Origin of the sequence: Hominenteromicrobium sp., from assembly GCF_046974225.1 — a bacterium.
Taxonomy (GTDB): Bacteria; Bacillota; Clostridia; order Oscillospirales; family Acutalibacteraceae; genus Hominenteromicrobium; species Hominenteromicrobium mulieris.
In genome coordinates, this window is the sequence record NZ_JBKWAE010000001.1 from 108,139 (window position 1) to 133,791 (window position 25,653).

The window sequence follows — 25,653 nt, forward strand, 5'->3', positions numbered from 1 at the left end:
CAAAAGAAGCGCGAAAGGAGTTTGTACGATGAGTTTGGTACCTTATGTTGTGGAGCAGACGAGCAGAGGAGAGCGTTCCTACGATATTTTCTCCCGCCTTCTCAACGATAGAATCATCATGCTGAACGACGAGGTGAACAACACCACGGCAAGCCTTGTCGTAGCACAGCTTCTGTATCTCGAGGGTCAGGACCCCGATAAGGACATCAGCCTGTATATCAACAGTCCCGGCGGTGTCATCACGGCCGGCATGGCGATTTATGATACCATGCAGTACATTAAGTGCGATGTTTCCACCATCTGCATGGGCATGGCAGCTTCCATGGGTGCGTTCCTGCTGGCTGCCGGCGCAAAGGGCAAGCGCTATGCGCTGCCGAACGCCGAGATTATGATCCATCAGCCGTCCGGCGGTGCGCAGGGTCAGGCTACGGATATCCAGATTCAGGCAGAGCGTATTCTTCAGACGAAGAAGAGCCTCAACACCATCCTCGCAGAGCGTACGGGTCAGCCGTACGAAGTCATCTGCAAGGATACGGAGCGCGATAACTTCATGACCGCACAGCAGGCCATGGAGTACGGCCTTATTGATAAGGTCATCGCAACGAAATCGAAATAACGAAAGGGCGTGTTTTCATGCCGAATAATTTCGGAAATGATAACGAAGTGCGCTGCTCCTTCTGCGGGAAGCCGCAGTCGCAGGCAAAGCGCCTGATCTCCGGCAACGGCGTGTATATCTGTGACGAATGCGTAGAGCTCTGCATGGACATCATCGCGGATGAAGATTCTCTCCACCGCGGCCGCCCGCAGCCGAAAAACGAGCCGCGCGCCGAAATGGTGCTGCCGAAGCCGCAGGAGATCAAAAAGCAGCTCGATGAATACGTCATCGGGCAGGACGAAGCCAAAATGACGCTCGCGGTGGCGGTCTATAACCACTATAAGCGCATTTTCTTCAGCGGTGAAGACGGCGGCGTGGAGATTGCAAAGAGCAACGTGCTGCTGCTTGGTCCCACCGGCGTCGGCAAGACTTATCTTGCGCAGACGCTTGCAAAGCTTTTGGACGTTCCGTTCGCCATTGCGGACGCAACGACTCTGACGGAAGCCGGCTATGTCGGCGAAGACGTCGAAAACATCCTGCTGCGTCTCATTCAGGCAGCAGATTACGACATTGAGCGTGCCGAGCACGGCATCATCTATGTCGATGAGATCGATAAGATCTCCAGAAAGTCCGAAAACCCGTCCATCACGCGTGACGTCAGCGGCGAGGGCGTGCAGCAGGCACTGCTCAAAATTCTGGAGGGCACCATTGCCGGCGTCCCGCCAAAGGGCGGCAGAAAGCACCCGCAGCAGGAGGTCATCAACATCGATACCTCGAACATCCTCTTCATCTGCGGCGGTGCGTTCGACGGCCTTAAAAGCGTCATTCAGCGCCGCACCGAAGCGCAGACGCTGGGCTTTAACTCGGTCATCAAGAGCAAAGACGAGCTTGATAACACGGAGTGGATGAAAGAAGTTACCCCGCACGACCTCGTCAAGTTCGGCCTCATCCCGGAGCTTGTCGGTCGTCTGCCGGTCATCACCGCGCTGAGCGACCTCGACAAAGCCGCACTTGTGCGCATCCTCACAGAGCCGAAAAACTGCCTTGTCAGCCAGTATAAGAAGCTCTTTGACCTTGATAAGGTCGATTTGGAGTTCACACCCGAAGCGCTTGACGCCATTGCGGAAAAGACCATTGCCCGCAAGACCGGCGCCCGTGGCCTGCGTTCCATTATGGAAGATACGCTGAAGAACCTGATGTTTGAGGTCCCGAGCGATTATACGATCGAAAAGATCACCGTTACCAAGGATTCGGTAGAGAACGGCGCTGCGCCTGAAATCGTGCACAATCCCGACCGCGTCCCGGTAAAGATCAAAATGACACAACCCAAACGGCGCGCTCGCAAGGATTCGGCATCATAGTGATCATCATACAGGCTGTGCAGCGATCCCTGCTGCGCAGCCTTGTCTGATTTATAAGGATTTGATAATTTTATGAAAGAAACCATACTTGAGGAAGAGAGAGTTCTGCCGGTACTCGCCGTACGCGGACTCGTCGTGTTCCCCGGCATGATCGTGCAGTTTGATATCGGCAGAAAAAAGTCCGTTCTGGCCGCCAAAGCGGCGCTGGATACGGATAGCCGCGAGCTGTTCATCGTTACGCAGACTGACCTTTCGGAAAGCGAGCCCATGGCGGAAGACCTCTATAAAATCGGTGTCATCGCCCGCATCAAGCAGGTGGTACACACCGCAGATAACGGCATCAAGCTGCATGTGGAAGGCATTGAGCGCGCGGAGATTATGTCCGTTGTGCAAAATGAGCCGTACCTCACGGGCAGCGTGTGCGTGTGCAAGCCGATTGCCGCACGCCACACCGCAAGAACGGAAGCGCTCAGCCGCATTGCACAGGAGAGATTTGAAGAGTACATCCGCTGGTTCCGTCAGGTGCCGCCGGATATTCTGCTCGGCGTTATGCAGCAGAAGGACTGCGGTGATTTGGCCGACTTTATCGCAGCGAACATTTCGCTCGATTTCGAGCAGAAGCAGTGCATTCTCGACGAGCTCCACCCGGAAAAGCGTATTGCAAAACTCAATGATATTTTGAGTGATGAAATCAAAGTCTTATCGCTCGAACGTGAGATTTCGCAAAAGGCGCAGGAGCAAATGGATGAAAATCAGCGCGTTTACATGCTGCGCGAGCAGATGCGCGCCATTGCAAACGAGCTTGGCGAAGAGGATAACCCGCAGGAGGAATCCGACGAATTCCGCCAGAGAATAGAAAAATTAAACCTGCCGCAGGTCGCGCGCGAAAAGCTCTTAAAAGAGTGCGATCGCCTCGCCAAAATGCCATACGGCTCGCATGAGGGCTCCGTCATGCGCGTGTACCTCGAAACGTGCCTTGAGCTGCCGTGGAACACGAGCTCCAAAGAGCGCTTGGACCTAGACCGCGCGGAGAAAATTCTCAACCGCGACCATTACGGCATGGAAAAGGTTAAAGCAAGATTTTTGGAGACGCTCGCCGTGCGTAAGCTCTCTGACCAGGCGACGGGGCAGATCATTTGCCTTGTTGGCCCGCCGGGCGTTGGCAAAACGTCCATTGCGCGCTCTATCGCCGAGGCGACCGGCCGCAAGTACGTGCGTGTTTCCCTCGGCGGCGTGCGCGACGAAGCGGACATCATGGGCCATCGCCGTACCTACGTCGGCTCCATGCCGGGCCGCATCATGGCGGCTGTGAAGCAGGCGGGCACGAATAACCCCCTCATCCTGCTCGATGAGATCGATAAGCTCGGTCAGAGCTTCAAGGGCGATCCGTCCGCGTCGCTGCTTGAGGTGCTCGATCCCGAACAGAACAGCGCGTTTCAGGACCATTACATCGACCTGCCGTTCGACCTCAGCCACGTGCTGTTTGTCACCACGGCAAACGACGCTTCCGCCATTCCGGGCCCGCTGTACGACCGCATGGACGTCATTACGCTCGGCAGCTACACGGCGGAGGAAAAGTTCCACATCGCCTCGAAATATTTGGTGCCCAAGCAGCTGAAAAAGCACGGCATCAAGGCGGCGCAGCTGCACTTCACACCGAAGGCACTGCACGCAATCATCGAAGACTACACCCGCGAAGCCGGCGTGCGCACATTGGAGCGCACCATCGGCACCATTTGCCGCAAAGTCGCGCGCCGCATCGTCACGGAGGAAGATTTCAAGTCTTATTCCGTGAAGCCCGCCGACCTTGAAGACCTGCTCGGCCCGGCAAAGTTTGCGAAAGATAAAGAAGAGCGCCGCGATGAGATCGGCCTTGTGAACGGTCTTGCGTGGACAAGCGTCGGCGGCGAGCTGCTGCCCATCGAAGTTGCCGTGATGAACGGCACGGGCAAAATTCAGCTCACCGGCTCGCTCGGCGATGTGATGAAGGAATCCGCCACAACGGCGATCACCTGCATTCGCACCCGCGCGGAAACGCTCGGCATCAGCCCGGATTTCTATGCGAAAAAGGATATCCACATCCACGCGCCGGAGGGCGCCGTACCGAAGGACGGTCCGTCTGCCGGTATCGCCATGGCAACCGCCGTCACGTCCGCGCTGTGCGAAGAGCCCATCGCGCACGACATCGCCATGACGGGTGAGATCACGCTGCAGGGGCGCGTGCTGCCCATCGGCGGCCTGCGCGAAAAATCCATGGCGGCGTATAAAAACGGCATGAAGACCGTCATCATCCCGCACGGGAACATCGCGGATCTCGCCGAAGTCGATCAGGTCGTCAAGGATAACGTGCGGTTTGTGCCGGTGCGCCGTATCGATGAGGTGCTGCCCATCGCCATGCCCGGGCTTTTAAACAGAGAAACCAAGCCAAATACGCCTTGCCCGGAGCCCGCGCACGGCGTACAGACACTCAGACAGTAAGGGGAACACCGTGAATTTTCAGTCAGTAGAATTTGAAGCTGCCGCCGGCCGTGCGGATCAGCTCAAAAAGTCGGACTTGCCGGAGATCGTTTTTTCCGGTAAATCCAATGTGGGCAAATCCTCGCTCATCAATAAGCTCGTCAACCGCAAGGCGCTTGCACGCGTCAGCGCCACGCCCGGCAAAACGGCGACCATCAACTTTTTCCGTCTGCCGGAGTGCCGCTTTGTAGACTTGCCGGGCTACGGCTACGCCAAGGTTTCACAAAACGAAAAGCAGCGCTGGGCAAAGCTGATGCAGGGATATTTTGATGCAGAGCGCAACGTGGCGCTCGTCATCCAAATTCTCGATATGCGCCATGAGCCGACTGCGGACGATTTCGATATGATTAACTTCCTTATCGAGCGTGACCTGCCGTTCCTCGTCGTCTGTACGAAAAGCGATAAGCTGAACAAAACGCAGTTCAACACGCAGAACGCGTATTTTGAGGACCTGTTCCGTGAGCATGAAATCCCGTTCATCCCGTATTCCTCCCAGACCGGCTTCGGTTTGGAGACGCTGAAACAGCACATCGAAGCTGCCGTTTTGGGTAACTGAGCAGCTGCGAAGTATAGATCCACCACTTTTTGAAGGGAATGAAAAATATGTTTGTATCCGATTGTTACAATGTCAATGAAAAAGGCCACCTGACGATCAGCGGCTGCGACACCGTGGAGCTTGCCGAAAAGTATGGCACCGCGCTGTATGTGATGAGCGAAGATGAGATCCGCAGCGTTTGCCGCCGCTATAAGTCTTCGTTTGAGCGCCACTATAATGGAAACGGCACCGCGCTGTATGCCAGTAAGGCGTTCTGCTGCAAAGAGATTTGCCGTATCGTGACCGAAGAAGGCTTAGACCTCGACGTCGTCTCCGGCGGCGAGCTGTATACCGCCCTTGCAGCGGGTGTGGATGCAAAACACATTCATTTCCATGGCAACAATAAAACAATGCAGGAACTCTGCTATGCGCTTGAAAGCGGCGTAGGCGACATTGTCGTTGATAACTTAAACGAGCTGCACCGCATTGAAAAGCTCTCTGCGGAAAAAGGCGTCGTTACGTCCATTTCCATGCGCATCAAGCCCGGCATTGACGCCCACACGCATGAGTTTATCCGCACGGGTCAGATCGATTCCAAGTTCGGCTTTGCGCTTGAAAACGGCGAGGCGTTTGAAGCCGTAAAGGAAGCCGTCGCGTGCGAAAATGTAGAACTCATCGGTCTGCACTGCCACATCGGCTCGCAGATTTTCGACAAAGCCCCGTTCGTGCTGGCGGCGCAGGTCATGCTGAAGTTCTATAACAAGATCCATACAGAGCTCGGCAAAACGCTGACACACCTCAACCTCGGCGGCGGCTTCGGCGTAAAGTACAAGGAAGCCGATGCAGCCGTGCCGTATGAAGATTACATGAGCGACGTTTCCGAAGCCGTGCATGCTGCCTGCAAGGAGTACGGTATTCAGGTACCGTATATTTACATTGAGCCGGGACGCTCCATCGTGTGCGAGGCCGGCCTCACGCTGTACACCGTCGGCGATATCAAGACCATCCCGAATGTGCGTACATATGTGGCTATTGACGGCGGCATGTATGAAAACCCGCGTTACGCGCTCTATCAGTCGGATTACACTTGCCTCATCGCAAATAAGGTGAACGAGCCCGCAGACTTTACGGCGACCATTGCCGGCAAGTGCTGCGAAAGCGGCGACCTCATTCAGGAGAACACGCTCATTCAAAAGCCCGAGGTCGGCGATATTCTGGCGGTGCTCTCCACCGGCGCGTACAACTACTCTATGGCATCGAATTACAACCGCAACACGCGTCCCCCGGTCGTCATGGTGCGCGGCGGAGAATCCCGTGTCATCATCAAAGGGGAGACCTATGAAGACCTCGTGCGCAACGACATGTGATTTCGCACACTGCTGTGCAAAAATTTCTTGATTTTCGGTGTTTACTTTTGTGCTTTTGTATGTTAAAATAAAAAAGTAAAGAACCTCGTTGACGAAAAGACGGCGCATTTGGTGCTTTATGGCATAAATGCGCCGTTTTCGGATACAAATTCATAAAGAAAGGAACACAGAAACAATGAACACCAAACTGCATGACGAAAATGTTGATTTCCTTTTTGATGCTATCCTCACGCTGAAAAACCGCGAGGAATGCTATAAATTTTTTGAAGATCTCTGCACCGTGCCGGAGCTGAAAGCCATGTCGCAGCGCATTTCGGTTGCCAAAATGCTCAGCGAGCGCCACGTGTACAGCGACATCGTCGATAAGACCGGCGCTTCCACTGCGACCATCAGCCGTGTCAATCGCTCTTTGAATTACGGCAGCGACGGCTACACGCTGATTTTTGAGCGCCTGTTGACCGGCGGCGGAAAAGAGGACTAATGGCCGGCTACGACGTTTTTGCGCGCTATTACGATGCGTTGACCGCAAACGTGGATTATAAGGGCCGCGCGGCATATTTAAAGAAGCTGCTCGAGCATCTTCACCATGAATCCGGCATCGTTTTGGATCTCGCCTGCGGTACCGGCAGCCTTACGCTGGAGCTTTATAAGCTTGGCATGGATGTGTACGGCGTGGACGGCTCCATTTCCATGCTGTCCGAAGCGAAGGACAAGGCTTACGACATGGAAGCCGACGTGATGTTCCTCTGCCAGAAAATGCAGACGCTCGACCTGTTCGGCACGGTCAACACGGTGTTCTGTTCGCTGGACAGCATCAACCACCTCTCCGGCGAAGCGCAGGTGCAGGCGGCATTTGACCGCGTGGCGTTTTTCATGGATAACGACAGCTGGTTTATTTTCGACGTAAACACGCTCTATAAGCACGAAAAGGTGCTGGGCAACAACACCTATATTTACGACCTTGCGGATATTTACTGCGCATGGCAGAACCGTTATAATCCGCAGGATCACAGTGTGGCGATCTCTCTCGATTTCTTTGAGAAAGAGGGCAAGGTCTATACGCGCAGCAGCGAGCATTTCTTTGAGCACGCATACAGCGTGGAGAAGCTGACGGAAATGCTGAAAAAGTCCGGCTTTGATAGGGTGGAGGTCTTCGGTGACCTCTCTTTCGACGCGCCGAAGCCGGATGAGCAGCGCATTATTTTCGCCGCACACATCACAAACTCACAAAACGGCGTTTTTAAGGACGATATTGCTCCGTAAAACGCTCCGAAAGGAAGAATTTCATTGGATAGGATTATTCGCTGCATCACATCGGACGGTGCCCTTATGGCCTCCGCAATCGATTCAAGCGATACGGTATATACCGCACAGAGGCTGCACGGCCTCAGCGCCACGGCTTCCGCTGCGCTTGGCAGACTGCTTACCGCGGCGTCCGTCATGGGCGCTATGCAAAAGCAAGAGCATGCCACGCTCACGTTGCGCATAAACGGCGGCGGTCCCATCGGCACCGTCACGGCAATTTCCGACAGCCACGGCAATGTGCGCGGCTGTGTGGACGATCCGAACGTAGATGTGCCCCTGAAGCCGAACGGCAAGCTGGATGTCAGCGCCGCAGTCGGTACAGACGGCCGCCTTGGTGTCATCCGCAGCTACGGTACGGGCGAGCCGTATATGGGCCAAGTGGAGCTCGTCAGCGGCGAGATCGCCGAGGACATCACGAATTATTACGCCGTGAGTGAGCAGATCCCCACGGTGTGCGCACTCGGCGTGCTTGTAGACCCGAACACGAACGGCGTGCTGCTTGCAGGCGGGTTGCTTATTCAGGTGCTGCCCGGCGCACTGCCGCAGGACATTGAAAAGCTGGAAGCGAATATCGCAACGCTGGAGCCTGTCACCACCATGCTTGCAAAGGGCATGACCGTGGAGCAGATGGTCGACACGGCGCTCACGGGCTTTGAAGTCGAAAAGCTGGAGGAAATCCCCGTGCACTACGCCTGCACATGCAGCCGTGAGAAGTATTATAATGCCCTTGCGACCTTGGAGCCGGATGAAATCGATACGCTGCCGGCTGTGGACGGCAAGGTGGAAGCGGTGTGTCCGTACTGTTGCCGCAAGTATTACTTCACAAAAGAGGAGCTGCACGAGCTTGCCGAAAGCGTGCGCGAAAAGCGTAAAAATGTCTCGAAATAACTTTTTTGAAAAAGTTTCGGAAAAGGTATTGACTTTTTAATAATCATGTGGTAATATATACAACGTCGCTGGAAGACATAAGACTTCAAAAGAACCGCAAGTTCTGTTGAAAGATTTCTGAAAAGCGATGCTGTTTGGGGGTATAGCTCAGCTGGTTAGAGCACCTGCCTTACAAGCAGGGGGTCATAGGTTCGAGTCCTATTGTCCCCACCAAATGTGGCCCGGTAGTTCAGCTGGTTAGAACGCTAGCCTGTCACGCTAGAGGTCGACGGTTCGAGCCCGTTCCGGGTCGCCACATTTGCCTCTGTAGCTCAGTCGGTAGAGCAGGGGACTGAAAATCCCCGTGTCATTGGTTCGATTCCGATCGGAGGCACCATATGCGGACGTAGCTCATCTGGTAGAGCGCCACCTTGCCAAGGTGGAGGTAGCGAGTTCGAGCCTCGTCGTCCGCTCCAAAAGAAAAAGACGCTGAAGTTAAGGCGTCTTTTTCAAAATGGTGACATAGCCAAGTGGTAAGGCGTGGGTCTGCAAAACCCTGATTCCCCGGTTCAAATCCGGGTGTCACCTCCAGAGTAAGGAGATTTTCTCCTAATGTATGAGCTCAGTTCGTTTGGACTGAGCTCATCGATTAAGAGAAAATTGCATGAAAACAACTTTCTCGTGTTTACATTTGTGCTATGTCACACTTGATCTGCAAAGCAGATTGTGCAGAGATCCTTTCCTTTGACCCGTAAAGTAATAGATTGTGTTTTACACCGTTATAGCGTCGGGACAAGTGTGCTGGATAAAAGCTGCGCAGAATGCACGGTCAGTTTCCGTATCTTGACAGCCGCAGTTGGCCGTCCTCTGAGTGTGAGTATGAAATTTTCAAGGTGCGGGCAAAATAAAAGAGAGCCTTCCGCAGATGTAACAGCAAAAGGCTCTTGAACACAGACTTATAATGTGTTATAATACATACGTATTAGACACAATATGAGTATAAGCTTCACGAGTTCCTTTAGATGTTGGCGCATCTGAACGGAATAAATCAAAAATTTTTCCTGAAAAATTTTTGATTTAGTGGGGCTTTATTCATTTTGCAATATATATTTTACTACTATGAGCCGTAAATTTCAAGCTTTTTTTAAAATTTGGGAAAAATTTCTCGAATTTTTTTATTTTTCAGGATTTTTTGATTTGAGAAAGACGCATAATTTCGGTTTCAAGGTGCTCCATATCCGGCGAAACGTACTTTTGCAGCGTGAAAACAACGTTTTTGTGCCCCAGAAGCATAGAGACGCTTTTCGGGTCGGCGCCTTTTTCTATCAGCCGTGTAGCAAAGGTGTGCCGCAGCATGTGAGGGGTCACATGGCAAATACCGGCGGCCTTTGAAACGCGCGTACAGATATAGCGCAAATGATATGTGCTGAACGGTTTATTCTCGTTATCAGCCACGCTGAATATATAGTCATGCGGCTTGTTATACTCGGTATTGCACCGGATCATGTAGAGTATAGCGGCGGCTTCGGGCAAAACAGGGAGAAGACGGACACCGGACTCGATTTTGCTTTCGGGAATTTTGAGCGTGCGGTTTTGCGGATCGTATTGCCGCCATTGCATCAGGCGTAGCTCATCCCGGCGCAGACCGGTCAATAAATACATGCGCAGAATGTATTCATCTATCGGTTTTTTCAGTATGTGAAAACATCCTTCAAATGCGGCCTGTTCTCGTTGTGTAAGCGCTTTAACTTCTTTTTCTCGCGCGGCGGGAAGTACTGCGTCTTTAACGGGATTATCGTCACAGTTATGTCCCTTTATTGCGGATTTGTATGCTTGATTCAGCATAACGCGGATATGGCGCAGCGTTGACTTTGCATACTTCTGCCGCATGGAGTCCAACCAGCCTTCAACCTGTAAAGCATTGAGCTCAACGAGAAGAATACCGGCGGCCTCCGGGTGATGGGTCAGCAGCCGCCGTCTGGCGTCCCGGTAAATGCTTATAGTGTTGGGCTTTCGCTTTGTGGGCGCGATTTCTTCGAGCCAAATATCAAGCCATTCGCCGAGTGTGTAATCCCTTTTGTTTGTTTCGTACATGTTGCTACTTCCTTTATTAAAATTCCCCACATAGGGTGCTTGAATTCTAACAAAGGCGAAGATGAAAAGCAAAAAAACCGGAAGTACTTCCGGTTTTTTAACAGCAAATCTGTTGACAAAGAAAGTTGTTTTGCATATAATAATAGTGGAGATATTGCATCTCCGCTTAGAGGGTGTATCTCAGCCCATAAGTGAGACATTTAATACGTGAGCTTCTCTTGGCTCTATATCAAGACATTTACAAGTGAGTGTTTCGCTACTCGGAATGCGAACGTAACCTAGCAGGGCGGGCTTTGTGTCCGCCCTATTTCTTTATCTTGGAGGGGAAATGGATAATATCAGATTTTACGAAATCAATGCAAAATATGTTGACTATCTTGCTCCGTATGCACCGCATTTATTTCATAATAGTAAAAAGGGACAAGCCAATCAGAGAAAGTATATCGGAATCGTTTTTCAGATAAACGACATGGAGTATTTTGCACCTTTGTCTTCTTTTAAACCAAAACACGAGAAAATGAAAGAGGGATTGGATTTTATCAAAATTCTCAGATATGCAGTGATAAATTTGAATAACATGTTCCCTGTACCGTACAGTGAACGTGTATATGTGAATTTTGAAACGATCAAAGATCCCAATTACAAATCATTACTTCTTGCTGAATATCGCTACATAAAGTCCGTGCAGAAAAAGATTCAGAAGAATGCTGCTGCGTTATATAAACACAAGCAGATCAATGGCGATTCAACCTCGTTAGCTCGGAGATGTAATGATTATGCGTTGCTAGAAGATAAATGTAGAAGCTATAAAAGAAAATAGAAATCGAAAAAGCGGAAGTACTTCCGCTTTTTGCTTGACAAACGGAGAGAAATAACCTATACTGGAAGCAGAAAAGGGGCACTTGTAGTGTCACCTTGCCTGAGAAAATGAGCTGATTCCTTCACCCGGTCACAGCTCATTTTCTTTTTTCTATCCGGAAAACTCCACCATGGGACTTCGTGCACGATCCATTACTTTTCGGCGCAAAAGCCCCATTAGAGAATTACTCTTAGCTAATGGTAAACTTTTATTTTTTCTTTCCTTACTAATAAAACAACGGGGTATAGGAAAGAGCAGGTGCATAGATGATAAGGGTGCTGCAAAAAGGGAATACGCATAACGGCGCTTCAGGGCAGCTGTACGCTGTCTCTTGCGTTCGAGCACGAGTTTGTGCATCTGATAGAAAAAGAGCATGGTGCGGCTCTGCTGGCGCTTTAAGCGTGCTACGCGCTCATGCAGGGAGAGGGCACGGAAACGATTGATGCCCTGACGGTCATAGTCCGGTACAGCATCAATCAAGTTGCGTTCCTTGAGCTGCCGGATTGCGCGGCTGATTGTGAGGGCCGAGCAGTGGAATTTCTTGGCGAGCACACGACGGCTCAGAGACCAGGACTCCTTACCGCAGCGGTTTAAGAGCTCGACGTAGACCAAAAAGGCGGTATCACGGAGCTCGGAAATCAAGTAACGCGGGAAGCGCAGCTTGAATCCCTCCATGCGCGGCTGAATATGAGAGGTAATCTGCTGCCCGCCGCGAGTACGGTGCTTGACAGAAACGAGCTCTTTTTCGATAAGGGTGCGCAGAGCGCGGGTATATGTGGTGAGGTTGATGTCAAGCTTTGCGCAGGTCGTTTTGCGCTTCAGATCGAAAACACCGGTACGGTAATCGACATGAAGCTGCATGAATGCAAACAGGCGGGCTTCGGTGGTTGTGAGATCAGAATCGACAACAAGTGTCGTAATGTACGTGCCGAAGCCGGTTTTCTTTTGCTTTGCCATACTGGCGTCTCCTTTCTGAGTTTTGATTTTGATAAAAGAAAAACCGGAAGTACTTCCGGTTTTTGAGCTAAATCTGCGGCAAATTAAGGCTTACGAGGAAAGCTTGCCTCATCCGATGCGTAGGGCTTTTGTTTTAAGTACTTTCTTTCGTTGGTTCAGCGTCAATTTCTTCTAGACTTGTATCATCTGTGACTGTGGGGCTTACTGAAGATAGCTGTAAGCTTAGAGGAAGACCGTTTTCACGAACAATCTGGCTGTAAAACATTCGAATGGCGCTTGTTGGAGAAATGCCGAGCTGTGTGAGAATGCTTTCGGCTTTTTCTTTCACTTCAGTATCGATACGAACATAAAGTGCAGAGGTGTTTGCCATTTAAATCACACTCCTTATTAAAGTATTATATTATTCTATTTGAGGAAAAAGCAAGCTTTATAGGGCAAATGATATATTTAAAGATAAAAAACCGGAAGTACTTCCGGTTTTTCAGCATTGCTATAGCTTATTCAATTCATCGTGCAGTTGTTTTATTTGTTCAGAGGGATTTTTGTACGCTTTGAGTGTCAGAAGATAGAGTTCTTTAAGTATTTTATTGTAATTCCTTTTCGCATTTCGACACTCAAGCTCTTGTTCAATCCGTGTATGACTTATCTCTTTGCTATAATTATAAAGCTCATCTTTTACTTTACCTGATGTTTGAATGTCTTCAAGAAGAATGCTGTTTCGTAAATTAAAAATTCCTTCTTTGGCTTTGGAAGCTTTATCGCGTTCGTTTTTTACACGGTTAGTAATTCTGTCTATGTCGCTTATTTTATCATTAGCGTTCCATTTTTTAATTATCAATCTTGCAAAAATATAGATAGTCAATAAAGCGAAGCAAAGCCACATAATAGTAGGAGTGTGTGGCCGAAGAGCAATGCTTACTTTTTTTAATATGTCCTGTCCAATATCGGTTTTCACAACATAAGTAGCTCCATTTACCACACCTAATAACAGCATAGTAAGGCACAAAGAAAAAATCGATAGTATTTTCAATACACGGATATACTTGGGAGGCTCTTTGCTTTGTTGAGATTTTTCTTTTTTTGTCATATTATATGCTTAATCCTCCAAAATGATGCCCTTGTATTTCTTTGAGTTCTTGTTTTTGAGCCACTTCTAAATCATGTTGCTCTATATCTCTCATAGCCTTTTCGAGCTCTTGCCGATGATGAGCGATTTGTTCATTTTCCATTTTAATGTGATTAATGGCTGATGTAATTTCTTCTATCAGTTTGGATTCTTGTTCTGGTTCTAATGAAGTAGTAGCATATTTTAATAAAGTCTGAATTCGCTCGGACAATAAACCGTTGATAATCATTAGGTCATGTGTGTTTTTAAGAACAGCGTTTGCCTCATTGTATAGTGATTGTGAACATCTGGACAAGGACTGTATAGTTTTTTGATGTTCAAGTTCAATTTCGCGAATTGTACTTTTACAATCTTCTACAAGCGTTTGGTTTTGAGAAGAGAACTCTTTGATTTCTTCTTCGAGTTCCTCTAATTTCCGATTGTATTCTTCTTTTTTTTCAAAAGATTGAATCAATTCGTTAAGCACAGCTATTATCCCTCCGATAAAAATTATAGGTGTCAGAACTCCAATTAAGAATTGAATAATTATCTCAAACATTTGTACCACTCCATTATTACATGAATATCAATATATTTCAACTTTTTTGAAAAAAGATTTAAAAACCGGAAGTACTTCCGGTTTTTAATAGTCTGCGGTGCTGCCCACGGACTCTGACGAATTAGCAGACTCTCGCTTTTCCTGTACGGTCTGTCGCCATTTTCCTTCTTTTATAGTTCGTATAACATCATCCAACTTGGCGTAGACGGTGGGAACATACTCTCGTGTTTCTGAGATATAAGGAGCTTCTAGGCGAATGCCCCATTTATCGTAGCGCGGCATATTGGCGATAAACGGGTGACTGCCTCGCCGGTTGACGACCCATTTGCCAAAGGGCAGGAGCTGCAATTCGTCCGGTGTCATCAATGGCCGTGCAATCATGTTGACGCTGCGGCTGCTGTTTGATCCACTACCAAAAAGGCTGCGGCCTTCCCGGTTGTTGGTTGAAACGGAACCGGCAGCGACCGTCTGATTTCCAAGCAGTTTGCTGAAGGTAACGGCGGTATCGGACATGGGAGAAAAGCCACCGAAAATAACGGTCTGGCAGCAGTCTCGAATAATAGTTTCGCCGTCTGCACCGTAGGTCTGTCTGAGCTGTGCCGGTGACTGGATGCAGGGCACGATAATAATGTTACGGGATCGCGAAGCGCCGAACATGCCGAGAATGTTGCCCATATAAGGAAAAATGCCGAATTCATCGGCGAAGATATAAAGGCGGCGTGTAAGCTTATTTTCTTTTGTGCGTTCATCTGCATAGACGATGGCTTCATTGATGATCTGGCTAAGAAAAAGGGAGACCAATACGTGTTTTGTGGCATCTTCTTCCGGGAATGTGATGAATACGGCAACTTTTTTCTGGTAGATGTCTGCGACTGTGATTTTGGAATTCTTGCAGAGAATGTTTTCTGACTCTGAGTCGATGAAGGCAAGCAGGCGGGACATGGAGGTTGTGATAACAGATAAATACTGCATACCCTCGCTGCCCGGTACGGAGCCTGCAAACCAACGGATTTTATCATCTTCAGGTAGAAGACTGAGAATTTCATTCAGCTTTGTTTGCTTGACTTTCCTTTGGCTATCGGTCTCATCATTTGCGGATTTAACGGTTTGGACGAATTCGAGAAGTATTTTAAATACGGAAACGATATGACGTTCTTCCGGCTTGCAGTATTGCGCAACAAGCAGGATTATGGAGGTGATCAAGCCTTCAGAGGAATCGTAGAAATACGAGTTCTGACCGCCGCCGTCAAAGCCCTTTGTGTGGACAATAGAGTTTGCAAGAGCTTTTGCGTAGCGCTCGGCGCGGCTGTGGTAGTCTACACGTTTAGGGTCATCGCGCCACATATCTATGTAGAGATTGATGAGCTGCATGTAATTGTAGCTGTCGCTTTTCATCGGTGTGCGGAAGTTGATATTCAAACAGGTATAGCCGTATTGTTCGCAGAGCTTACCGTATAAACGGAGCAGGTCACCTTTGCTATCCGTTGAGATAAAGGAAGTACCGCAAGCGAGCGCGTATTCGATATTCGGAATCATAAAGGTGGTGGTTTTGCCGCCGCCGGTTCCGGCAACCATGAGAGTGTGGCTGTCTGAAGGATCGATGGTTGCGAGAATTTGTTTTTTGTTCTGTTTCAAATTAACGACGATGCCTGCGGTAGTCGGGCGGCTTTCTTTGTTGTATCTCCACGCTTCCGGCTCGTAAGGAACTTGGATAGTCGAACTCTGTATCTCCTCTTGTGTTGCCCAACGGGCAGTGCCATATTGGCCGTCGCCGACGGTTTTACGCTTAATAGAGTCCAAATTGTAGCGCTTTTGTGACTCGGATAAAAAGATCAAAGCGACCAAAGCAATACCGACGATGGATAAAAATATAATTTGCTGTGGGGTCATAGAAACTCTCCTTTCTGAATTTTGTCTCTCAAGACATCGTTCCAGTCCTTCTTGCACGGGCACAGAATAGAGGTTATGTATTTGCCGGAAAACTGCCGCATGAAGCGTTTGGCGGCTTCTTGCCCTCGATTTTCGGGCTTATTTATATCGTTATCAAAGCAGAAAGCGATACGTTGAATAGATTTGTGCTCCTTGAGAAATCGACGTAAAGGATTTTCTGAAAGCCCGCCAAGCGATAAGTAGCTTGCTCTGTGCCACGGTTCATGCCGATGCAGTGTTAGAAAGCTCATCAAGTCGATAGGTGCTTCAAATACATACAGCACCGTGGCGTTATCATTGGCGTATGAAAAGCCGCAGTTGAATTCGCCGCCGGTCACAAAGCTACGGTAACGCTGCGCGGAATTCGTGCCGCGCTTATGAGCTGATTTTACGCGGCCGAAGCAATCATAGCATACAAATACGATGTTGCCTTGTTTATCTTGATAAATTAAATGCTCATCAATGAAAGTATTGACAATCTCGTGTGCGATGCTGCGTGTATGCGTGAGATACGCATACAGACGACGGTTATCCGGTGCAGCTGGCGGCAGGCAGAAAGCAACGGGGATCATGTCTGTGGGTTTTGATTCTCGTTTGGTGGGAGGAGGGGCAGCGAGATCAAAAGTGATCTGTCGGTTGCCGATGAGCTCAAGCACAGCGTGCGGGAAGCTTTTGTGAAAGAAGTTTTGCACAAAAGCTACGGCAGCGCCGTGCTTGCCGGTGCTGTTTTGATACCATTTATAGCCGTGGATCACGCAGCTATCATGCTTTTCCCAGATGTAATGATTTCCTTCTTTTTGCACCTTTTCACCGCGTTCGCGCAGATATTCTACAATGTCTGTGTGCTGTGCAAGCGCGATCTGATCTTGTGTCAGAGGAATATATTCACTGTGGCTGCGCATCTGAATTCCTCTTTTTACTTTCTACGACGGTAATTTCTATGCCCTTACGACGGAATTTTTGGAGAAAGGACTTTGTTTGCTGTTTTGTCAAGGATAAATCTGTGCGCATTTGTCTGGATGAAATAGAGTAGTTATGGTCGACAATATACTGATATACGGCTTCTTCAGTATTTTTGTTCAGCGGCAATTTTATGATGTCGCTCGCTTGGATAATGGAAATCTGCATACCGTTTTTACGGAATTTATGAATCATATTGTTGAGCTGTTCTCTGGATACATTAAGATCCCGACAAGCCTTTGCGATAGAAATTTCACAGTTATGTTCTTCTATGTACTGTCGTGCTTCTCGGTAAATCTGCCTCTCGACCGATTTTCGGATGACACGGACATTCATGCCTTTTTTTCGCAGTAGGCCGATTAAGCTATAAACCTGACTCGGTGTTACGGCAAGCTCGTCACAAGCTTGTTTGACAGTGATTTTGTAATTGTTTTCGAGAACATAATTGTATATAGCTCGTGAACTATTAGATTTAAAGTTGATTTTGTTGCTTTTTTTCTTCATAGGGATCCCTTAAAGATATTACTGGAAAATTTGTTCGTAGTCTTCTTTTTGACCGAGCGCTCGTTTAAGCCTACGCTGCATACGTCTCTGCTTTCGGTCGGTAGTGGCAGTGGCAGACTGTTGATCTCGCAGCGTTTGGCGGCACAAAGCGTTGCCTATCGTATTGAGTAGGCGAGCAGCAAAGCTGAGGTTCTGTTGCTGCTGTTGCTTTTCGGCGTATTCTGCTGCACGCTGCTCTTGACGGATACGCTGCATCTCCATGACTTCTAAGCGTTGCTGTGCATAAATGCTGCCGCGTTCAGCCGCGACCGTATACCAGTGCACGGCGGTTTCATGGTCTGCATCGCATCCGAGTCCGTAGCGATACATAGTTGCGAGGCGCACGGCTTGTTGTGCTGTTGCCGATGTAGGACGATGTTCTTCAGCATATAGCATACCGACGCGTGCTGCCGCATAGTGTGCGTAAATCTCCGTTGCATCTCCGTCGATACGCTGCATGAGTTGACCGAGCTTGTATTCGGTTTCCGGTGTTTTCAGTGCGGCCTTGTAGTGGTCTATTGCAAGTGAAAGATCTTCGGGCACGCCAAGACCGTATTCATACATGCGTGCAAGGCGCAAGTGAATATGGTTTTCGGGATGATCGTCTTTTAGCCAGATTTCAGCGGCAGTTTTGTAGAGCTTTTGCATATCGGTTAAAGGCAGCTGCTCGTTATTCTGCATCTGCGCTATGGCGTAAGAGGATTCGGCAGTTAAATAATCATTTGCGTTTAAGCACTTACGGTAAAGTATTTCGGCGGTTTCGACATTCGGCGTAAAGCCTTGCCCGTGTTCAATCATTTTTGCGAGTGCAAATTGGCAATAGGGGTTTTCAGTATTGGCCATATACCAACCGGCGGCACGTTCATAATCCGGTTTGTCGGCAGGGGAGAGCTTACCGTGGAAATACAAATTGCCGAGATAATAGGCGGCGTGCTTATACCCACTTCTATAAGCAAACTCAAAATAAGCTGCTGCTTTATGCGGATCAGTCGCGACTTGCAGTGCAGGAAGATCTTCCGACTCTATGCCGTCTATGTTTGCGATTTCAATGCCGGTTGTGTAAATGCGACCGAGGAAATAAGCGGCTCTGCTAATGGCGCGCTGCTGCTTCTTTTCTTCAGCTTCCAGTGGCCCAAAATCGGCAATGGCATCTGCATAGGTGTTGCCAGCCGAGATTGCTTGAAGCTGCATGGCGTTGACGCTATCTAACAGGGTATCTTCAAACCCGAGTTTGGCTTTTAGCAAATAATAGTTACCGAGTTCAACGTCTTGATCTTCGCCCTTTTTTAAATAATATTGCGCTAACTGATAGGCGGCTTCGGTGTGACCGAGCTGCTCCGCAAGGTTGTACCACAGGATAGCGTCTTGCGGACATTTTTCATCGTAACGCAGGTACTGGGCATACCGGTATTTTTCTTCGGCTGTTCCGTCATACGGCGGCGAAGAACTTTGAACTTTCATGTTATCCCTCCAACTGCGTATGTCATTGGTTTTCCATGTCGCTTTGAACGGTTCATTCATTTGTGCATTTTCAGGCTCATCCAACGCATCAGAATAAGAAAAACCGGAAGTACTTCCGGTTTTTGCAGATGAATTTTCAGTTTTGGGAGTCAATGGGGGTGAAGGTTCGAACTGCAAGGCATACTGTACGACGAGATTTTTCAAAGGATACAAGTTGCTGCGCGTGGTCGCGGCAGATAAGGGCTTAGGCTCGTCCGGAGTCTTATAATAAGCTTCGAGCTGCTGTTGATACTTGTTGTACTCTGTAAGCAGCTCTTTAATTTCCGGAACTTCACTGATCTCATCGAGCAGTTTATCTACCATAGCTTTAGTGTCTTTTGGCAGATATTTATACACATGCCGACCGGATGCACTTTCAATGGACTTGCGTAACGCTGCAAGCTTTTCCGGCAAGAGTAGATCGGTAACGGCAGCATTGCTGTTATGCTCGAGCTGTGTGAACAAGGTCTCCAATCGGTCTTCAAGCTGTTGACGTGCTTCTTCACGTGGGGCAAAAATCTGATGGCGTTCTTCAGCGAAAATCTCCGAAACAAATTCAGATTTCAGCTGCTCGATGGCATCTTCGGAAAGGTATATGCGGGATTTTTGTTCAGTGCTGTACGCAATAAAGTGTGCGTGCGGGTGATGCTTTGTGTTGTGCACGGCAGCAACCCAGTGCAGCTTAGAGGTCGGCACACGCAGCGCTTGGGCGATTTTGTCCGCCTTAATGGCGAACAACTGAGACCAGGCATCCTGTCGGTCATACCCGAGGCGGTCTGCATCTTCGCGCCGTAAAGAGAAGACCATGCTGTAAATATTGCCGGTATGTGCGGCAATAGCCTCCTTTTCGGCAGCGAGGTCAGCTGCACCGTTTACGGTAAAGAGTCCGTGCACTTTGCCTTCGTTATGGACGACGCCCGGACGCTCTGCAATGTAGTTGAGCATGATTTCAAGCGTTTCGGGGTCGGCAGCATTAGCGAGACCGACTTCGAGTGCATGAGAGAGTACTTCGCTTGCGTTTTCACGCGTAGGGGAAGCCTTGTAGTCGTTGTATTCCGGTGTTTGACGGATGGCCGGTACTTTGTTTACAAACTCCTGTATGCGTTCTCGCTGAGCACGTGTGGCCGGGGCCGAGGGCTTAACGTCACCTTCTGCTGTCATGCCGTAGACATATTGTGCGGCACGTGAGATCAGAGCGCTGGCGTTTGCGGCGCTGCGGTCTTCGTCGTAGGCTTTGAATTCGCGCGAAAGCTCAAGGTCAGGGGATACCTCAAGAAATTGATTTATAGCTTCGCGCTGTGCTTCTGTGGCACTCACTTCCTTATAATGCTCATCGTAGTTATAAATGACGGATTCACGCGTCGCAATGTAGTTCACCAGTCCGGCTGCGGCTTCGGCGACAAAGGCGTACTTTGTGGCTTTTTCACCGGTCTGGGCGATATGAAAGTATCTTGCGTTTAGAATAAGACGTGCTCCGTCCATAGGCATTCATCTCCTTGTATAGAAATAAAAAGAGCAGTCAGATGACTGCTCGATTTTACCGAGATTTCAATATAAAAAGCGGAAGTACTTCCGCTTTTTAGCGTCCACCGGCGTTACCGAACAGTGCAGATTTGTGCTCTGGGGCGCGGACGGAGAGATGATAGCGCTCCGCACCGCATTTATAGAGGCAATGTCCTCGGTTCGGTGTCTGGATGATCTCATATTCCCACGGCTGCACGTTTATTGTGCGCTGAAACTCCGAAATATCGCAGTTTGCACCGGGGTGAAACAGAAAGCTGTGGGTCGGAATAGACATGAGCGGTTTTGTGTATGTGATAACGCTCGGGTTCAGAAGATCTTCCACGTTTTGCGAACCGATGCAAACGCCGGATTCCTTCTTTCTGCCACGCTTCATGAAGCTGTTGATGTAGGTGATTGCCAGACGGTTTTTCACGAACTCGTGAAGCTCATCGACAAAGAGGTCGCAGCTGCCTTCGGTCAGGAATTTGTGGCTCATATAGGAGAAGATATTCAAGAACATAGCGTTCTTCAGATTGTCGTTTGTGGTGAGTGCATCTTTGACGCAGAAATCGATAAAGTTTGAATTCGGTATGTTGGTGTGCCCGTTAAAGTATCGAGACATAGCGCCGATGCAAATACCGCGCAGGCCGAGACCGACGGATTTGAGCATTTCGAGGCTGTACATAACGGGATGACCGGCTTTAGCGGCAAGTGCGGCTTCTTCATCATAGCTTTCGAGCTTTTCTTCGATGACGCGGTAGAGGTCGCTCAAAATCGGGTAATCCTCAGAGGTCAGCTTTGTGAAGTCCGTGCGGGGTGTGATGCCGCGACGTTTATAGGTTTCCTCTAACATGATCTCGATGATGTCGAGCTGCGCACTGGAAAAGTCCTGATAAACGGAAAAGAAGTCCCGCAGATAGGCGATGTGCTGTGAAAGGCGATTTTGCTTTTTAAAGGCTTCCGGAGAGTCATCAAATTCATTGATTTCCTGCGTCGGGTCAATCCATGTTTTCGGCTCGAGCACGTTGATGTAGTATTTGCTGTCCATCATATCCAGATACGTACCGCCGAGGTTTTTAACCAACTCTCCATATTCGTTGTCCGGGTCGAGGATATATACCTTTTTGCCCGCCATGATGACGTTTGTGATGATGAGCTTCATCAAGTAGGATTTGCCCTCGCCGGAGTTGCCGAGGATTAGGATATGCCCGTTGGTTTTGTCTTCGGCGCGTCGGTCAAAATCTACAATGATGTTGCTGCCGTTCTGGTCACGGCCGATGTAAAATCCGTTTTTGTCATTCTTGCCGGAATAGGAGAAAGGAAACAGGTTTGCAACGCTGCTTGCTGGGAAAACACGCTCAAATTCTGTGCCGAAAGCGTTTTTGCCGTTGGGCTTAACGCTTTCAAAGCCTTGAAGCTGCCGTAGGTATAGCTTATCCACTAAAATTTTATGGTGCGTTAGAATGCTTTGCGTTTCGATCTGCTTCGATTGTAAACGCTCGAGGCTGTCTGCAATCAGTTCAATGAAAACGGCGCAGTACACAAAAGTTTCTTTCGTACGCTGTGTTTCGCGGATCATGCGGGAAAGCGTGGTAAGCTGCTCATCGGCTTCAATCTGTTCATGCAGCTTGTAGGATGAGCGTTTTTGCATATTTGTGCGGTTTTGGGCACGGTGAAAGATTTCATCGCGCTCTACGGTCGGCATATGACGTGTGTAGATATGCAGCGTTATACCGTCAGATTCACCGAGCTCGCGCAGCAAAGCAATTTCCGGTGAATCTTTTTCAACGGTTTCTGCGTATGAACGGATCGCCCAAACGCAGCGATACGTATTGCCGAGAATGTAATACCCCGGCGAACGTCTGAAGGAGACTACAGAGGGCGCGATTAAATCTTTGTAGGATTTGACTTTGCCTGCTTCAATTTCCTCCGGTGTAGGCATTTCAGCCTTTTTCTTAAACAGTGGCATTGTTGACCTCCATATATTGCATTCCGTCAAAATCGGGAACATGCTCCGTGTAAATGTCTCCAACGTAGTAAATAGCAAGCAGACGCTTGAAGCTGTCTTTTGTTGCGATGCGAGCGTGAAACTGGTGTTCGCGGATGAGATTAAGGGTTTGCATAATGCTGCGCCGAGCGTCATCCAGACGATCTGCACGGTGACGCAGGATCATTGCAAACTCGCGGCTTGTGCTCATCGCGATGTTGATTTCATCCAGATAAGCGATTTCTTGCAAGCAGAGCTGCTTTACCATGGGGGATTCGGTGGTTTCTGCGAGATGTCGGTAGTAACGCTTGTTATCCTCGTAATTTTGCGCCGAGGACATGCACAGCATTTGCAGCTCGGCAACATCTGAAAGAATATTTTGAAGGTTGCGGATTTTTGCAAGTACCTCACTGCGACCAAGAACAGAGATGTTGTCCGGCCGCAGCATAATGTAGGTGTACAGCATACCGTCTTCACCTTCAATGGCTACCGCACCGTTATCTCCGATTTGGAGGGGTACAAATTGCTTCAGATTCAGCAGTTGTTGCGTTGCCGATTCCTTTTTGTCGTTTTTCTTGTTTGATTTCATTTTTTGCTCCAATTTAATATTTAGGCTCGCCCCAGAAGTACTCGAGCTGGTCTAAAAACAGATAGTTGATATATCTCTGTATGACTTTAAGCAGTGATTGATTGTCGGTTGTAAAAGTCAACACCATATACAGCAGGGTTATCAACAGCGGAACCCAGACAAAAGAGAAGAAAAAGATAAGGGTAGAGAGCACAAGCCCCACTGCGATGATAACAAGGTTTATACCCGTCCAACCGAAAAACAATGCCTTTTCACTGAGATTTTCCGGGTAGAAAAAATAGTTTTGATCGTCGTTCATGATGTTTTCTCCTTATACGAATTGCTTGACCAACGACACCACGGAGGAGACGTTGTGTGCAGCGTTGCCGAGTGAGACCCTTGCGGAAGTATCGAGACCGAACATTTGCGCAATGCGCGGTACTTCGGCAGCTACAAGCAGCAGGCCGAGCGAAAAATACAGGCTTGAGGAGGCTGCATCCTGCATCATGATAATGGCGAGCAGATAGAGCAGGTTTTGCACAAAAGCAGTAAAGCACAAAGCTGCAACCTGGTTGCACCAACTTCCGAAGCCGTCGGTATATCCGCGTGCAAGCGCAAGCATGTGCATTGATCCTACACAAATTTGCACGAGAAGGATACCGCCGCGTTTGAGGTTGGAAAAGAAAATCTTGAAGATTGCCCACACCAGAATGATAAGCTGAATAAGCGCCCACCAGTCGGCATTTGAGGAAAGTGCGGCATCGGCGGGATCGGTGGCTTGGAAGCCGTCTGTAAGCTTTTTGAGGAATTCCCAAATTCCGTTTGCGATTTTAACCGGTGGCAGTGTGCCATAAACAGATTTAAACATACTTTGCACAGCGCCTTTGACCAAATCGGTTATGCTGACGGTTGCGCCGTCCATTGATCCGACGACCACGCTGCGCACCGTGCCGTAAATATCCATGCTTGTTTGAAACAGCAATATAGGAATACTCGAAAAGGTGAGCAGGGCGACTAAAAGTCGCAGCATGTTCATGCCGGTTCCGGTAAAGCTGCCGCCTCCACCGGTCTGATAGGAAACGGCAAAGTCCATTATAGCAATGGCTGCGCCGGTCAATCCCAGCCCCCAAGCAAACAGGGTAAAGAAATTCACAATAGCTTGTATGAATTCGTTGCTGAAGAAGTTGATGGATAGTCCGTTTACATCATCGAGCATAGTGAGGGCAACAGAGGTGAGCTGATAGTACACATAGTGATAAATTTCCTCGAGCGATGAGCTTGCAAACATAGGTCATCACCACCCAATGACGCTCCACATCCACGAGGGCGCGGAAACAACAACCACAAGGCAAATAAATAGAACGAGCAGTACGTTCCATTGAATTTCTCCGCCGTTATGACGATAGTCTCTCCACACGAAAACGCCTTTCACGACGAACGCGATGATGAGCACGCCGGAGATAATATACATGATAATATTTCCAATAGCTTTCATTTCCGGCTTAACATTGTTGTTAAAAGCACTTTCGAGTGCACCGGAGATCGTGGCGACGGTGGATGCCGGTAAATGTGAAATAGCGAGAAAATAGAGCTGATTTAAGATGTTCATAAAGTTACCTCTTTTCTTAATTTACGTTGACGGTGCAGCTTGCGGATTGACCGGTGCTGCGGCTGTACACGGTGACGGTGGCCGAGCCTGTGCTTACGGCCGTGATGGTGACGCCGGAAGTATCGGAACCTGAGAGAGAGACAACAGCGGAGTTGCTGCACACCCACTGCGCACCCATGCTGTAAAAATCACTAGGTGCTGCGGCAATGTTGATGCGCCAGCTGTCTCCGGGCAAAATATCGATGCTGTATGTATCAAGCGAGATGTTTTGCACCTCCGGGACGGGAGTGGGTTCCGGCGTTGCCTCAATGACCTGCGGCCGAGGCGTAGGCGTGACCTTTGGCGTTGGTTTTGGCGTTGTTTTGGGTTCTTCAGCAGTGTTTTGATTGCCTGCTTGCGAACCCGATGGCCGACTTTCAGTCGAAAAACCGGAAGTACTTCCGGTTTTTGACGATTCTGCCGGTGCAGAAGTAGGTGTCGACGTCGGTGTTGGAGCCGAAGTAGGTGTTGGCGATGGGGTAGGGGATGGTGTTGGCGTCGGCACTTCCTCACGCAAGACGATTGTAACGGGATCAGCTGACGGTTCATTGGAAGAAGCTTCTTGTCCTTCATTTTTAAATAGAGCTGATACCGGCGAACGCCCGGTGCGATTGACATCGACGACCTGCCATACAATACCACCGGCGACCAACACGATAAGCAGTGTGCCGATCACGGCGAGTTTTTTTCTTTTTTGCATTTGCTCATCCTTTCTTTTGAATTTACAGGTTGCCCCGCCGGGGTTGCGACCGGTCTTCCTGCATTAAAAAAACCTGCTATCCGGGAGATTGAAGTGAGATAGTAGGCTTTTTCGCTCTGCATGGGCTTCTTAAATATATATTGATTTATAAACTCGAGTACGCTACAATATCTATGATAATTCTTCAAAATACT

Annotated in this window: 24 protein-coding genes and 5 tRNA genes; 14 read left to right on the forward strand and 15 right to left on the reverse strand. The window is 49.0% G+C overall.

From position 1 onward, the window contains the following. The first annotated feature begins 28 nt into the window (after window positions 1–28). From clpP to ACLTX1_RS00570, 13 genes are all read left to right on the forward strand, one after another. The gene (gene clpP, locus ACLTX1_RS00510; protein WP_176821385.1) at window positions 29–616 is read left to right on the forward strand and encodes an ATP-dependent Clp endopeptidase proteolytic subunit ClpP; all 588 of its coding nucleotides are present in this window, start codon (window positions 29–31) and stop codon (window positions 614–616) included. Between the two features lie 17 nt (window positions 617–633). After that, window positions 634–1,956: an ATP-dependent Clp protease ATP-binding subunit ClpX gene (gene clpX, locus ACLTX1_RS00515; protein ID WP_176821386.1), complete on the forward strand. Its 1,323-nt coding sequence runs from the start codon at window positions 634–636 to the stop codon at window positions 1,954–1,956. Window positions 1,957–2,028: 72 nt separating this feature from the next. Beyond that, a complete protein-coding gene (gene lon / locus ACLTX1_RS00520; protein WP_412330326.1) occupies window positions 2,029–4,434 on the forward strand; it encodes an endopeptidase La in 2,406 nt (801 codons plus the stop codon). 10 nt (window positions 4,435–4,444) lie between these two features. Further along, complete coding sequence (yihA, locus tag ACLTX1_RS00525; protein WP_308448702.1) at window positions 4,445–5,029, forward strand: ribosome biogenesis GTP-binding protein YihA/YsxC; 585 nt, start codon at window positions 4,445–4,447, stop codon at window positions 5,027–5,029. Window positions 5,030–5,076: 47 nt separating this feature from the next. Beyond that, complete coding sequence (gene lysA, locus ACLTX1_RS00530; RefSeq protein ID WP_412330327.1) at window positions 5,077–6,375, forward strand: diaminopimelate decarboxylase; 1,299 nt, start codon at window positions 5,077–5,079, stop codon at window positions 6,373–6,375. A 175-nt stretch (window positions 6,376–6,550) separates the two neighbouring features. Beyond that, on the forward strand, window positions 6,551–6,856 hold the full coding sequence (locus ACLTX1_RS00535; RefSeq protein ID WP_412330328.1) for a YerC/YecD family TrpR-related protein: 306 nt from the start codon (window positions 6,551–6,553) through the stop codon (window positions 6,854–6,856). Further along, window positions 6,856–7,638, forward strand: coding sequence for a methyltransferase domain-containing protein (locus tag ACLTX1_RS00540; protein WP_412330329.1), 783 nt, complete (start codon window positions 6,856–6,858; stop codon window positions 7,636–7,638). Before ACLTX1_RS00535 ends, ACLTX1_RS00540 begins: the two co-directional genes overlap by 1 nt. A 24-nt stretch (window positions 7,639–7,662) precedes the next feature. Next, entirely contained in the window at window positions 7,663–8,568 is a 906-nt protein-coding gene (hslO, locus tag ACLTX1_RS00545) for an Hsp33 family molecular chaperone HslO (RefSeq protein ID WP_395591602.1), read from the forward strand. Window positions 8,569–8,704: 136 nt separating this feature from the next. After that, window positions 8,705–8,781, forward strand: a tRNA-Val gene (locus tag ACLTX1_RS00550). 5 nt (window positions 8,782–8,786) lie between these two features. Next, window positions 8,787–8,863: transfer RNA gene (locus ACLTX1_RS00555), tRNA-Asp, on the forward strand. A gap of 5 nt (window positions 8,864–8,868) precedes the next feature. Then, window positions 8,869–8,944 (forward strand) — tRNA-Phe (locus ACLTX1_RS00560). A 3-nt stretch (window positions 8,945–8,947) separates the two neighbouring features. After that, window positions 8,948–9,023: transfer RNA gene (locus ACLTX1_RS00565), tRNA-Gly, on the forward strand. A 40-nt stretch (window positions 9,024–9,063) separates the two neighbouring features. Next, a tRNA-Cys gene (locus ACLTX1_RS00570) sits at window positions 9,064–9,138 on the forward strand. Between the two features lie 591 nt (window positions 9,139–9,729). On the opposite strand, the gene ACLTX1_RS00575 is transcribed toward ACLTX1_RS00570, so the two are convergent. Next, on the reverse strand, window positions 9,730–10,713 hold the full coding sequence (locus ACLTX1_RS00575; protein ID WP_412330330.1) for a tyrosine-type recombinase/integrase: 984 nt from the start codon (window positions 10,711–10,713) through the stop codon (window positions 9,730–9,732). A gap of 256 nt (window positions 10,714–10,969) precedes the next feature. On the opposite strand from ACLTX1_RS00575, the gene ACLTX1_RS00580 reads away from it, so the two are divergent. Next, on the forward strand, window positions 10,970–11,461 hold the full coding sequence (locus tag ACLTX1_RS00580) for a type III toxin-antitoxin system ToxN/AbiQ family toxin (RefSeq protein WP_412330331.1): 492 nt from the start codon (window positions 10,970–10,972) through the stop codon (window positions 11,459–11,461). A gap of 150 nt (window positions 11,462–11,611) precedes the next feature. Here the strand turns inward: ACLTX1_RS00580 and ACLTX1_RS00585 are convergent, their stop codons facing one another. The 14 genes from ACLTX1_RS00585 to ACLTX1_RS00650 form a co-directional block, all read right to left on the reverse strand. Then, window positions 11,612–12,457 (reverse strand): hypothetical protein, encoded by an 846-nt coding sequence (locus ACLTX1_RS00585; RefSeq protein ID WP_395591806.1) that lies wholly within the window; start codon window positions 12,455–12,457, stop codon window positions 11,612–11,614. Window positions 12,458–12,590: 133 nt separating this feature from the next. After that, the gene (locus tag ACLTX1_RS00590) at window positions 12,591–12,827 is read right to left on the reverse strand and encodes a type II toxin-antitoxin system RelB/DinJ family antitoxin (protein ID WP_308449930.1); all 237 of its coding nucleotides are present in this window, start codon (window positions 12,825–12,827) and stop codon (window positions 12,591–12,593) included. A 120-nt stretch (window positions 12,828–12,947) separates the two neighbouring features. Next, window positions 12,948–13,544, reverse strand: coding sequence for a hypothetical protein (locus ACLTX1_RS00595; protein WP_308449929.1), 597 nt, complete (start codon window positions 13,542–13,544; stop codon window positions 12,948–12,950). 1 nt (window position 13,545) lies between these two features. After that, a complete protein-coding gene (locus ACLTX1_RS00600; protein WP_177714050.1) occupies window positions 13,546–14,121 on the reverse strand; it encodes a hypothetical protein in 576 nt (191 codons plus the stop codon). An 84-nt stretch (window positions 14,122–14,205) separates the two neighbouring features. After that, a complete protein-coding gene (locus ACLTX1_RS00605) occupies window positions 14,206–16,011 on the reverse strand; it encodes a type IV secretory system conjugative DNA transfer family protein (protein ID WP_412330332.1) in 1,806 nt (601 codons plus the stop codon). Next, window positions 16,008–16,952, reverse strand: coding sequence for a DUF3991 domain-containing protein (locus ACLTX1_RS00610; RefSeq protein WP_412330333.1), 945 nt, complete (start codon window positions 16,950–16,952; stop codon window positions 16,008–16,010). The genes ACLTX1_RS00605 and ACLTX1_RS00610 overlap by 4 nt, the downstream gene beginning before the upstream one ends. Beyond that, window positions 16,936–17,514 (reverse strand): hypothetical protein, encoded by a 579-nt coding sequence (locus ACLTX1_RS00615; protein WP_177714053.1) that lies wholly within the window; start codon window positions 17,512–17,514, stop codon window positions 16,936–16,938. The genes ACLTX1_RS00610 and ACLTX1_RS00615 overlap by 17 nt, the downstream gene beginning before the upstream one ends. 18 nt (window positions 17,515–17,532) lie before the next feature. Continuing rightward, on the reverse strand, window positions 17,533–20,535 hold the full coding sequence (gene mobP3, locus ACLTX1_RS00620; protein WP_412330334.1) for a MobP3 family relaxase: 3,003 nt from the start codon (window positions 20,533–20,535) through the stop codon (window positions 17,533–17,535). A 97-nt stretch (window positions 20,536–20,632) separates the two neighbouring features. Next, window positions 20,633–22,525: a VirB4 family type IV secretion system protein gene (locus tag ACLTX1_RS00625; protein ID WP_395507084.1), complete on the reverse strand. Its 1,893-nt coding sequence runs from the start codon at window positions 22,523–22,525 to the stop codon at window positions 20,633–20,635. Then, window positions 22,512–23,132, reverse strand: coding sequence for a hypothetical protein (locus tag ACLTX1_RS00630; protein WP_308449923.1), 621 nt, complete (start codon window positions 23,130–23,132; stop codon window positions 22,512–22,514). The genes ACLTX1_RS00625 and ACLTX1_RS00630 overlap by 14 nt, the downstream gene beginning before the upstream one ends. Window positions 23,133–23,145: 13 nt before the next feature. After that, window positions 23,146–23,430: a hypothetical protein gene (locus ACLTX1_RS00635; RefSeq protein ID WP_308449922.1), complete on the reverse strand. Its 285-nt coding sequence runs from the start codon at window positions 23,428–23,430 to the stop codon at window positions 23,146–23,148. Between the two features lie 12 nt (window positions 23,431–23,442). Next, window positions 23,443–24,399 carry a conjugal transfer protein TrbL family protein gene (locus tag ACLTX1_RS00640; RefSeq protein ID WP_412330335.1) on the reverse strand — a complete coding sequence of 319 codons (957 nt, stop codon included), beginning with the start codon at window positions 24,397–24,399 and terminating at the stop codon, window positions 23,443–23,445. Between the two features lie 6 nt (window positions 24,400–24,405). Beyond that, a complete protein-coding gene (locus tag ACLTX1_RS00645; protein ID WP_177714061.1) occupies window positions 24,406–24,720 on the reverse strand; it encodes a DUF3852 family protein in 315 nt (104 codons plus the stop codon). A gap of 16 nt (window positions 24,721–24,736) precedes the next feature. Next, window positions 24,737–25,459, reverse strand: coding sequence for an Ig-like domain-containing protein (locus ACLTX1_RS00650; protein WP_308449920.1), 723 nt, complete (start codon window positions 25,457–25,459; stop codon window positions 24,737–24,739). Window positions 25,460–25,653: the final 194 nt, after the last annotated feature.